Here is an 11,017-nt window from a genome sequence, read left to right on the forward strand (position 1 = left end):
GGCGTCCCTCCAGGCCGCGTGCCCCCATGGCGAACGCGCCCTCCGGCGCCCAGCCGCGCGACCTGCCCCGGGCACCCCGTCCGGTGGCCACCCCGGGCCGCACCCTGCACATGATCGGCAACGCCCATCTCGACCCGGTGTGGCTGTGGCCGTGGCAGGAGGGCTACCAGGAGGCGCGGGCCACGTTCTGGTCGGCGATCCACCGCATGGACGAATACCCCGACTTCGTCTTCACCTGCGACCAGGTCGTGCTGCTCTCGTGGGTGGAGGAGTCCGACCCCGAGCTGTTCGCCAGGATCCAGGAGAAGGTGGCCGAGGGCCGCTGGGTGATGACCGGCGGCTGGTGGGTGGAGCCCGACTGCAACATGCCCTCGGGCGAGTCGTTCGTCCGCCAGGGCCTGTACGGCCAGCGCTACCTCAAGGAGAAGTTCGGCGTCACCGCCACGGTAGGCATGAACGTCGACCCGTTCGGCCACAACGCCATGCTGCCCGCCATCCTGCGCGGCCAGGGCATGGACTCCTACACCTTCCTGCGCCCCGGACCGCACGAGAGCGAGCTGCCCGGCACGATGTTCTGGTGGGAGGCGCCGGACGGCAGCCGCGTGCTGGCGTACCGCATCCCGTTCGAATACTGCAGCCCGCCCGGTGACGTCGGCGGCCAGACCGAGAAGGCGCTCGCCCAGCTCGACCGCTCGCTCGGCGACCTGATGATCTTCTACGGCGTGGGCAACCACGGCGGCGGCCCCACCAAGGCCAACATCGAGTCCATCCACCGCTACGACCGCATGGGCACGTACGGCGAACTGACCCTGTCCTCGCCGCGCCGCTACTTCGACGAGATGGTCAAGCGGCTCGGCGAGCAGGGCCTGGCCGAGCTGCCCGTGTGGCGCGACGACCTGCAGCACCACGCGGCCGGCTGCTACTCCTCGCACTCCGGCATCAAGGCGTGGCAGCGCCGCGCCCAGGCGGCGGTGCTGTCGGCCGAGCGGTGGGCGGCGATCGCCGGCCACGACGCCCGCGCCGACCTGGAGCGGGCCTGGAAGCAGGTGCTGTTCAACCAGTTCCACGACGTGCTGCCCGGCTCGGCCATCGAGCCCGCCTACGACGACGCCCGCGACCAGCTCGGCGAGGCCGTCGCCATCTCCAAGCGCATCATCACCAGGGCGCACAACGTGATCGCCCGCGACGTGCAGGTGCCCGAGGAGACCGGCACCCAGCCGGTGATCGTGTTCAACCCGCACCCGTGGCCGGTCAGCACCCGCGTCGAGCTGCAGTACGGCGTCGCGCCCAACGGCGTGCACGTCGTGGACGCGGACGGCGCGGACGTGCCGTGCCAGCGCACCCAGTCCGTGGCGACCACCGACGACAAGGGCCGCGGCGCCACCGTGTTCAAGGCCGAGCTGCCGCCGCTGGGCTACCGCCTCTACCGGCTGCGCCAGGGCCCCGGCATGAACCCCGGCGGCACCCTGCAGGCGTCGGAGCACCACCTCGAGAACGACGTGCTGCGCCTGGAGCTCGACCCGGTCACCGGCTGGCTGTCCAGCCTGGTCGACAAGCGCACCGGCGTGGACCTCGTGGCCGGCGCGTCCGGCGAGCACACGCAGATCTGCGAGGACCCCACCGACACGTGGGGCCACCGCGTCGTCTCCTACGACTGGCCGGGCCGGCCCATGGCCGTCACCGACATCGTGCTGCGCGAGCACGGGCCGCTGCGCGCCCGCATCCGCGTCGAGCGCGAGTGGGGCCGCTCCACCATGGCCGAGGAGTTCATCCTCGGCGCGGGTGACGACGACGCGGTCGAGGTGCGGGTCACGCTCGACTGGCGGGAGCAGGCGCACCTGATGAAGCTGCGCTTCCCGGTCGGCCTGGAGAGCCCGGTGGCGACGTACGAGATCCCGTTCGCCCACCTCACCAGGCCCATCGACGGGGCCGAGGAGCCGGCGCAGTCGTGGGTGGACCTGTCGGGCTCGGTCAACGGCACCCGTGCGGGCCTCGCCGTGGTCAACAACGCCAAGCACGGCTACGACGTCGCCCCTCCCGGGCCGGGCCGCAGCCACAGCATCGGCATCACCGCCGTGCGCAGCCCGGTCTACTCCTGGCACGACCCCCGGCTGCTCGACCCCGACGGCTTCTACTCCTTCCAGGACCAGGGCGTGCAGCGGTTCTCGTACCTGCTGGTGCCGCACGCCGGCGACTGGCGCGCGGCCGGGCTGACCCGGCGCGCGGCGCTGCTCGGCTCGCCGGTGCGGGCCATGCTGGAGAGCTTCCACGACGGTCTGCTGCCCGGCTCGCGCGGCTACCTGGACGACGGCGGCGGCCAGGTGATGGTCACCGCCGTCAAGCTGCACGAGGACGCGCCGCGCGACCTGGTGGTCAGGGCCGTCGAGACCACCGGCCGGCCCGGGACGGCGACGCTGAACATCCCGGTCGCCGGCATCCGGCTCACCGCCGACTTCGGCCCCAGCCAGATCCGCACGTTCCGCATCCCGCTGGACGACCCGATCTCGGCGGTGGAGACCGACCTGGTGGAACTGGAGACCCGCAAGGGCGCGTTCACCGTGGAGCCGTGGTGACGAGCGCTGCCGGCCCCGCCGGAGCGGCGGGGCCGCCGGCCCCGGGCGTCTCAAGCCTGATCGCCGTCCCCGATGGGGGAGAGGTGCGGGTCGAGGTGCTGGGTGCGGGGCCGTTCACGCTCGCGTACGGCTGGGGTGAGCGGCTGGCGAGCGGGCGGCGCGAGCTTCGGCTCGACGTCCGGTACGACGGCGCCGAGCCCGCCGCCGCGACCGTGCGCGTCAGCAGGTCGGTCCCGTCGCAGGACGAGCCGTGGTGGCTGATCCCCGGCCTGTTCTACGGCGAGAACCGGCCGGCGGCCTGCCACCGCGTCTTCCCCCGCTTCGAGCCGGGCGCCGACCGTCCCGACGAGATGGTCTCGGCGTCGTGGGGCTTCCGCGCCGACCGGGCCGCCACCCCCGCCGTCCTGGTGTGGGGCGACGACGGCGGCGCGGCGCTGATCGCCGACGAGGTCTCGCCGCTCGGCATCACCGGCCTGGAGCTCTCCTACGACGACGGGCGGGCGACGGCCGCGCTGCTGTTCCCATACCGGGAGCACCCGGTCACCTACTACGGCTCGGCGGACCCGCTCCCCGCCCAGGCCGCCACCCACGTCTGGCAGCCGGGCGACGCGCGCACGCTGACGCTCGCCACAGCGCCGCTGCCGGCCGACCGGCACGCGTACGCGCCGCTGCTGCGCGAGGACCGCGACCTGAGGCTGCCCGATGCGCCGATCGAGCCGTGGGAGGACGTCACCACCGCCGCCGACATCGCCGCCGAGGGCCTCTACCGCTGGCACTACGACCCCGACCCCGGCGTGCTGCTGGAGACCGTCGGGTTCGACAGGGAGGTGAGCGGCGGTGACGGTCAGCGGGTGGACCGGCAGGCCATGCACGTCGGCTGGGTGAGCGGCATCCCGTGGGCGGCGGCGCTCCTGGAGCACGGCCTGCGCACCGGACGTCCCGAGCACGTCGCCGCCGCCGAGCGCGTCATCGGCTTCATCTGCGCCAACCTGTCGCCGTCCGGGACGTTCTGGGGCACCTGGTACCGCAAGACCGGCTGGGCGCAGAGCTGGAGCCCGGTCAAGGGCGCCCTGCACGCGCGCACGCTCGGCGAGGCCACCCTGTTCCTGCTGCGCGCGCTGCGCCTGCGGCCGAACGCCGAGTGGGCGGCCGCCGCCCGCTCCAACCTGGACGTCATGGTCGCCCGCCAGCGCCCCGACGGCAACCTCGGCACCCTGCACCACGCCGTCACCGGAGAGGTGCTGTCGTGGTCGGGCGCGTCCGGCCTGACCTGGGTGGCCGCGCTCGCCGAGTCCGGCGACCCCGGCGACCTGCGGGCGGCCGAGCGGGCGGGGGAGTACTACGCCAGGTTCGCCGAGGACGAGTTCATCTACGGCGCGCCCGAGGACGTGGACCTCGCGCCCACCTCCGAGGACGGGTACGCGGCGGTGATGGCGTACATGGCGCTGCACCGGCGCACCGGCGCGGCCCGCTGGCTCGACCTCGCCCGCCGGGCCGCCGACTGGATGCTCACCTTCCGCTACACCTACAACGTGCGCTTCGGGCCGCGCACCCCGCTCGGCGTGTACGGCTTCGCCACCCGGGGCGCCGACCAGGCGTCGCCGTCCAACCAGCACCTGCACGCGTACGGGCTGGTGTGCACGGCGGAGCTGGCCGAGCTGTCGGAGGCGCTGGGGGATCCGTACTACGCGGAGCGGGCCCAGGAGACCCTCGACTGCTTCCGCCAGCTCCTCCCCGCGGCCGACGGCGACCTCAACGCCTACCGTGGCATGATCACCGAACGCTACTACCAGACGGACTGCTTCCAGCCGAAGGGCATGTACCTGACGCTGTCGCACGCCTGGAGCGCCGGAGTGCTGCTGCTGGCCTGCGAACAGGTCCTCGCCGCCAAGCCGGGTGACGCCTACCGCGCGACGCCCGCCTGACGCCGGCCGACCGGCGACCCCCCGACGCCCGCCCGACGCCCGATGTCCGCCCGGCGCCGGACGCCCACCCGACTCAGGGAGTCCGGCGCTCCCGGCCTCCGCTCGCTCGACGGTAGGGTTGGACTTCCGTTGAAGCTCTGACCCGGTGCCGCGCCGCATGGCGGTGCGGCACCGTCAAACGTGGCGAGGTGGCGTCGATGCCCGGTGGCCGACTGCGGCCGGTGGACCTGGCCCGGCGGCACGGCCTGTCCACGCAGGCGGTGCGCAACTACGAGGACGCCGGCATCCTGCCCCCGGCCGCCCGCACGGAGAGCGGCTACCGGGCCTACACCGAGCGCCACGCCCAGGCCCTGGCGGCGTTCATCGCGCTGATCCCCGCCCACGGCCACCGCACGGCCACCGCGATCATGCAGGCGGCCAACAGGGGCGAGACGGACGCGGCGCTGAAGCTGATCGACGAGAGCCACGCCCAGCTCCTCGACGACCGCCGCACCCTTCAGGCGGTGGAGGAGGCGCTGCGCGCGCTGGCGCCCGCCAAGCCGGTCGAGTCAGGGGTGACGTTCATCGGCCCGCTGGCCAGGAAGCTCGGCATCCGTCCCGCCACCCTGCGCAAGTGGGAGCGCGCGGGGCTGGTGCAGCCGGGCCGCGACCCGCGTACGGGCTACCGCGTCTACACGGGGGCCGACGTCCGCGACGCCCGCCTCGCCCACCAGCTCAGGCGCGGCGGCTACCTGCTGGAGCAGATCGCCCCGCTGATCGCCCAGGTCCGGGCGGCGGGCGGTCAGGAGCCGCTGGAGAGCGCCCTGCAGGAGTGGCGCGGCCGCCTCTCGGCCCGCGGCCGCGCGATGATCAAAGGCGCCGCCGCGCTCGACGCCTACCTGACCGGCCACCTGGAGAAACCCACCCGCTGAGCCCACCCACTGAGCCCACCCACTGAGCCCGCCCACTGAGCCCACCCGCGACGCGAACGGGCGGACGCAGCGGCCGGGTCCGCCGAGCGGGCCGGCGGAACGGGCCTGAACCAGGGGCCGACCGGGGCCGGTGGGGGCCGTCGGGGTAGGTCAGCTGCCGACCGGTTCGGCGCGGAGCCGGGCCGAGTGCTTGACCAGCGTGATCAGCACCTCACGGCTGGAGTCGCGCTTGCGCGCGTCGCACATGATGATCGGCACGTCGGGCCCGAGCTGCAGCGCGAGGCGCACCTCTTCCAGCTCGAACGTCGGCGCGCCCTCGAAGCAGTTGACCGCCACCACGAACGGCGTGCCCCGCCGCTCGAAGTAGTCGACCGAGGGGAAGCAGTCGGCGAGCCGCCGGGTGTCGGCCAGGATCACCGCGCCCAGCGAGCCCTCGGCCAGCTCGTCCCACACGAACCAGAACCGCTCCTGGCCGGGCGTGCCGAACAGGTACAGGACGTAGTCGTTGCCGAGCGTGATGCGGCCGAAGTCCATCGCCACGGTGGTGGTGCGCTTGGCCTCCACCGAGGTGAGGTCGTCGACGCCGATGCCGCGATCGGTCAGCACCTCCTCGGTGCGCAACGGCCGGGTCTCGGAGACCGCGCCCACCATCGTCGTCTTGCCCGCGCCGAAGCCGCCCGCGATCAGGATCTTGATCGCCGTCGGGAGGCGCGGACGCTCAGAGCGAGCGAAGGCCATCGAGCACCGCCCTGTACATCTTCATGTCGTGCATGTCCACCTCGGATCGGGGTTCCTGGGCAGAGACGAGTTCGCGATCGAACAGGTCACCGAGCAGCACCCGGATCGTGCCGGCCGGCAGATCCAGGTAGGCGGCGATCTCGGCGACGGACTTGGGCTCGCGGCAGAGCTGCAGGATGCGCAGGTGCTCGGGGTCCAGCCCGGCGTCGGGCCCGGGCGGCGGGCCCACCGCCAGGGCCATGGAGATCAGGTCGAACCTGCCGTGGGCAGGCTGGGTACGGCCACGGGTCACGACGTAGGGGCGGATGATCTCCGGATCCACCCAGTGTTCGTCCGTGGGCTCGCCGTCCGGGGCTCTCACCGGTCGCTCCTGGCGGCGGCCTCGGCGTTGCGGGCGCCGGAGGTGAGATATTGGCCCACCCGGGCGACCAGCATCGCCATCTCGTACGCCACCAGGCCGATGTCGGCGTGCTGCCCGCACAGGACGGCGAGGCAGGCCCGCTCACCGGCGGTCGTCACGATGAGGAACTGGCTCTTCCACTCGACGACCGTCTGCCTGACCTGGCCGCCTGAGATGTGGTCGGAGACGCCCTTGGCCAGGCTCTGGAGCCCGGAGGCGACGGCTGACAGGTGCTCGCCGTCGGTGCGCTGCAACGCGGCCGACGAGGCCATCAGCAGTCCGTCGGACGACAGCACGATGGCGTGCTCCGCATCCTTGATGCGGCCGACGAGGTCGTCGAGCAGCCAGTTGAGGTCGGTGCCCGCCGTGGGACTCATTCCTCACCTCCCGTGTGCTCATCCAGCATCTTGGCCGCGTCGGAGCGGCCGAGACGGGTGCCTGACTGCAGGGATCCCATCATCGCGCGGATCTCCTCCGGCGATCGCTCGTCATCGTCCTCCTCGATGTCGGGCTGCGTGGGGGTCTCGTCACGCAGCGCTGGCGCCAGGTTGGCCTGGGGCACCCGGAAGGGCAGCCCCGACGGTGTGAACTCGGTCACGGATTGCTGCTCCGGATCGGCCGGCGTTTCGGTCCGGGGTGGTTCTGCGGCGGGCGCGGGCTCGCGGACGGGCCTGCTCACGCGCTCGGGCCTGGCCACGGGCTCGGGCCTGCTCAGGGGCTCCGGCCTGGTCGCGGGCTCGGGCGCCTTGCGGGGCTCCTTGACCTCGCGCACGGGGGTGGGGGCCGCGAGCGGGGCGGCCGACCGCGCCGACTTGAGCGTGCGGACGTTCTCCGCCATCGGCCTGGCCGCCGTGGCGACGCCCGCCTCCCTGCCGCTCTCCCTGCCGCTCTCCCTGCCGTTCTCGCGCCCGGGTTGCCGGCGGGGCAGCCGCTCGCGGCCGTCGTCGCGGGGCTCGGGTGAGGGGTCGAGCTGGACGAGCTCCTGCGGCAGCAGCACCACGACGGTCGTGCCGCCGTACGGGGACGACTTGAGCACCACCTGGATGTCGTGCCGCTTGGCGAGCTGGCTGACCACGTAGAGGCCCAGCTGGGCGGTGCCGGAGAGGCGGAACTCCGGCGGGTCGGCGATGCGCTCGTTGGCCGCGTCGAGGTCCTCGGGCTTCATGCCGAGCCCGCGGTCCTCGATCTCGATGACGTAGCCGTTGGCCACGAGCTGGCCGCTGACCTGCACGTTGGTGTAGGGCGGCGAGAACGACACGGCGTTCTCGATCAGCTCGGCGAGCAGGTGGATGACGTCACCGACGGCCCGGCCGGCCAGCACCACGTCGCCCATGGGCATCAGCGAGACGCGGGTGTAGTCCTCGACCTCGGCCAGGGCGCCGCGGACGACGTCCACCATGGGGACCGAGCGGCGCCACGTACGGGCGGGGGACGAGCCGGACAGGACGATGAGGTTCTCGGCGTTGCGCCGCATCCGGATGGCCAGGTGGTCGAGCCGGAACAGCTCCTTCAGCTCCTCCGGGTCGGTCTCGCGGCGCTCCATCACGTCGAGGACGGTCAGCTGGCGGTGCACCAGGCCCTGCGTCCTGCGGGCCAGGCTGAGCAGGATGTCGCGGATGCTGCGGCGCAGCTCGGCCTGCTCGGCGGCGACGGCGATGGCGGTGCGCTGCACGGTGTTGAACGCCTGGCCCACCTGCCCGATCTCGTCGTCACCGAAGTCGAGCGCGGGGGCCTCTCTGGCGACGTCGACCTTCTCACCGCGGCCGATGCGCTCGACGACGCTCGGCAGGCGGTCGTCGGACAGCTCGTGCGCGGCGTCGCGCAGCTTCTGCAGCTGGGCGAACAGGGAACGCGCGGTGGTGATCGACAGGATGATCGAGGCGATGACCGCGATCAGGCCGAGACCACCGGCCAGGACCAGCCGGACGATGACGTTGACGGCGACCGGGACCGAGCGGTCGACCAGGCGGTCACCGGCGCCGAGGACCATCGTGTTGAGGTCGTTGAGCGCGCGGTCGGTGGCCTGGCGCCAGGTCGAGGCGCTGAACGGCACGCTGCCGGTGTCGGGGCCCTGCTCGGCGACGAGCGTCTCCAGGTTGCGCAGCCGGGTGAACGACTGGCCGTTGATGACCTTCTCGTACTCGCCCTGGTCGTAGTCCGACAGCTCGGCGCCGGCCTGGTCGGCCACCACCTTCCATGCGCCGGTCGTGGCGACGAACTGCGCGTGCTCGGAGGCCGAGAGCCGCCCGTTGACCAGCGCGCCGGACAGCAGCGCGTCCTCCTTGGAGATGATGTCGCGGGCCCGGCTCAGCGCGAGCAGGTTACGGATGTCACTGGCCAGGACCTTGTCGTCGAGCGTGGCCAGGGCGCCGTAGAGGTTGTAGATCGAGTCGATGACCTCGCTGTAGGCGTCGGTGGTCGACACCCGGTTCAGCCGGCCGGCATCGACGGCCTGGCGGGTCTGCTTGATCGTGTCGAGGCGGCGGAAGACCTCGTTGAGCCGCTCGGAGCTCTCCTCGTCGGTGGCCCAGCCGACGAGCGTGGCGGTGGCGGCTCCTTTGAAGGTGGCGAGCGTGCCGTCGGAGCGCTTGCGCTGGGCCTCGAGGTCCTTGCGGGAACGTGAGGTGGGATCGCTCAGGTGGACGGCCGAGATCCGGCGCTCCTTCTGCAACTCGACGAGCAGAGGCTCACTGGGATCGACCACGCTGTCATTGACCTGGGTGACCCACAGGAGGTTGACGCCCTCGCGTAGAGTGACCCATGCCGCGAAGACCCACAGCGCCACCAGGGAGAGTAGCAGAGCCGTGACTTTGGTCCGCAGTCTCGTATTGCGGAAGCCCATTTTACCCACCCTGAGAAAGTGTTAATCGAGTGCTGGCCACCAGCTCGCTCGGCGGTGGCAACGGTCGGTGTCGATCACGAAACTGTAGCGCAGGACAAAGTGCCCCTCAAGCAACTCCAAACCCTTTGCGCACAAATATCCGATTTTTGACAGATTTAGTCAGAAATAGTGCAAAATGGATATCCTGCGCGGGTGAGTGACCCTTCCTCCGCATACTTCGACATTCGCAACGACCTCGCGGATCGCCTGCTCAAAGCCTCCCATCAGCTCGCCGGGGTGCCCGAGCGCGACCGTGCGGCCGTTCTGGCGGCGGCGCTCGACGCCGTGCCGGAGGCCGACCGGTTGCTGCGCCCCCACACCACCCTGTTCGCCGACGGCGACAGCGCCTCCAGCAGGCTCGCCTTCAGCTGCCTGTCCGCCGCCGCCACCTTCCCCTCCGCCACCCGCGACCAGATCGCCGACCTGGGCGCGCTGACCGCGGTCCTGTTCGGCATGGACGATATCGCCGACAGCGTCGCAGGCGACTGGTCCGACGCCGACGTGGACGCGTTCTTCGGCCGCATCAAAGGCGTCCTGTCCGGCTCCGAGCCCAGCCCTGAGCCCGGCCCTGAGCCCGGCTCCGGGCCCGGTGGCGCCACTGGAGACGCCGGCCCGATGGCGGCCGCCCTGAGCGCGTGGCGGGCGTGGTGCGCGCGCTTCCGTGCCCACCCTGGCGCCGCCGCGCACACCCCCTCGCTGCTCGGGCAGCTCGACCTGGCCGGCACCGCCATGGCGCTGGAGCGCCGGTGGGCGATCGGCGGCGAGCCGTGGCCCGGCTACGACCGTTATCTCGCCAACGGCGGCCTGACCATCCTCTACCGCACCTGGTGGGCGGCCGCCCTGGGCGTCTGCGGCCCGGAGCCGGCCCGTACCGAGCACTGGGCCGCGATCGAGCCGGCCACCGCGCTCGGCGCGGAGTGCATGCGCCTGGCCAACGACCTCAGGACGTTCGAGCGCGAGCGGCGCGAGGGCAAGCCGAACTCCGTGCTCATCCTCGAACGCGCGGGGACGGGCACGGAGGCCGCCGTGGAGCGGGTGAGCGCGCACATCGCCGAGCTGAACGCCGCGTTCGACGCCGAGCTGCGGCGGCTGCCCGCCGAGCTGGCCGGCGTCGTCGAGGGACAGCGCAGGAGCGTCGCGTTCAACGGCGCCTGGTACATGGCCAGGGACACGCACGCCTACACCGTGCGCGAGCTGGCCGAGGACGCCAGGTCGGAGTCGCACGGCTAGGACACCACGGCCGTCCGCGTCGCCAGGTACGACGAGGCGATGATCGCCGCGCGGGTGATGGCGAACGGCGCGTAGAGGTCCTTGTCGTGCCAGAGCGGCGGGTGCTCGCCGCCCGTCGCGCCCGCCAGGTAGGCGAGCCCCCGGTCCGCCGCGGCGACGCGCCGCGGATCGGCCCGCCCCTCGGTCAGCAGCAGCACCTGCATGGCGTACGCGGTCTCCTCCGCGGTGCCCTCCCAGCGGCCCCACGACCCGTCGGGCCGCTGGGTGGCCAGCACCCACTCGGCCGCCTCCGCCACGGCCTCCGCCACGGCCTCCGCCACGGCCTCCACCACGGCCTCCGCCACGGCCGGCGCCGCGGC

General features: G+C 72.6%; 8 protein-coding genes and 1 pseudogene. 4 read left to right on the forward strand and 5 right to left on the reverse strand.

Annotation, left to right across the window (positions count from 1 at the left end; all coding sequences use genetic code 11):
* Positions 1-26 precede the first annotated feature (26 nt).
* From ABZW11_RS42065 to ABZW11_RS42075, 3 genes are all read left to right on the forward strand, one after another.
* Complete coding sequence (locus tag ABZW11_RS42065) at positions 27-2,573, forward strand: glycoside hydrolase family 38 C-terminal domain-containing protein (protein WP_355430671.1); 2,547 nt, start codon at positions 27-29, stop codon at positions 2,571-2,573.
* Positions 2,570-4,498, forward strand: coding sequence for a hypothetical protein (locus tag ABZW11_RS42070; protein WP_355430674.1), 1,929 nt, complete (start codon positions 2,570-2,572; stop codon positions 4,496-4,498). Before ABZW11_RS42065 ends, ABZW11_RS42070 begins: the two co-directional genes overlap by 4 nt.
* A 197-nt stretch (positions 4,499-4,695) precedes the next feature.
* A complete protein-coding gene (locus ABZW11_RS42075) occupies positions 4,696-5,409 on the forward strand; it encodes a TioE family transcriptional regulator (protein ID WP_355430677.1) in 714 nt (237 codons plus the stop codon).
* A gap of 150 nt (positions 5,410-5,559) precedes the next feature.
* Here ABZW11_RS42075 and ABZW11_RS42080 read toward each other — a convergent pair whose 3' ends face one another.
* Genes ABZW11_RS42080 through ABZW11_RS42095 form a run of 4 tightly spaced genes read right to left on the reverse strand, consistent with a single transcriptional unit; the run spans position 5,560 to position 9,332 of the window.
* A complete protein-coding gene (locus ABZW11_RS42080) occupies positions 5,560-6,147 on the reverse strand; it encodes an ATP/GTP-binding protein (RefSeq protein WP_345386809.1) in 588 nt (195 codons plus the stop codon).
* A complete protein-coding gene (locus ABZW11_RS42085) occupies positions 6,128-6,508 on the reverse strand; it encodes a DUF742 domain-containing protein (RefSeq protein WP_345386806.1) in 381 nt (126 codons plus the stop codon). Before ABZW11_RS42085 ends, ABZW11_RS42080 begins: the two co-directional genes overlap by 20 nt.
* Complete coding sequence (locus ABZW11_RS42090) at positions 6,505-6,924, reverse strand: roadblock/LC7 domain-containing protein (protein ID WP_345386804.1); 420 nt, start codon at positions 6,922-6,924, stop codon at positions 6,505-6,507. The genes ABZW11_RS42085 and ABZW11_RS42090 overlap by 4 nt, the downstream gene beginning before the upstream one ends.
* Complete coding sequence (locus tag ABZW11_RS42095) at positions 6,921-9,332, reverse strand: nitrate- and nitrite sensing domain-containing protein (RefSeq protein WP_355430679.1); 2,412 nt, start codon at positions 9,330-9,332, stop codon at positions 6,921-6,923. Before ABZW11_RS42095 ends, ABZW11_RS42090 begins: the two co-directional genes overlap by 4 nt.
* 249 nt (positions 9,333-9,581) lie before the next feature.
* Here ABZW11_RS42095 and ABZW11_RS42100 point away from each other — a divergent pair, with 249 nt between their 5' ends.
* Positions 9,582-10,658 (forward strand): terpene synthase family protein, encoded by a 1,077-nt coding sequence (locus tag ABZW11_RS42100; RefSeq protein WP_355430682.1) that lies wholly within the window; start codon positions 9,582-9,584, stop codon positions 10,656-10,658.
* On the opposite strand, the pseudogene ABZW11_RS42105 reads toward ABZW11_RS42100, so the two are convergent.
* A pseudogene (locus ABZW11_RS42105) lies at positions 10,655-11,017 on the reverse strand (hypothetical protein); the annotation flags it as partial. The gene ABZW11_RS42100 and the pseudogene ABZW11_RS42105 sit on opposite strands and share 4 nt — an antisense overlap.

This window comes from Nonomuraea sp. NPDC004580, from assembly GCF_040609855.1.
In the GTDB taxonomy this organism is placed as follows: Bacteria; Actinomycetota; Actinomycetes; order Streptosporangiales; family Streptosporangiaceae; genus Nonomuraea; species Nonomuraea salmonea.

What these genes read in the sequence shown, in the direction of transcription:
- ABZW11_RS42075 (WP_355430677.1), top strand. Translation starts at nt 4,696, where the DNA reads ATGCCCGGTGGCCGACTGCGGCCGGTGGACCTGGCCCGGCGGCACGGC.
- ABZW11_RS42090 (WP_345386804.1), bottom strand. Translation starts at nt 6,924, where the DNA reads ATGAGTCCCACGGCGGGCACCGACCTCAACTGGCTGCTCGACGACCTC.
- ABZW11_RS42065 (WP_355430671.1), top strand. Translation starts at nt 27, where the DNA reads ATGGCGAACGCGCCCTCCGGCGCCCAGCCGCGCGACCTGCCCCGGGCA.
- ABZW11_RS42080 (WP_345386809.1), bottom strand. Translation starts at nt 6,147, where the DNA reads ATGGCCTTCGCTCGCTCTGAGCGTCCGCGCCTCCCGACGGCGATCAAG.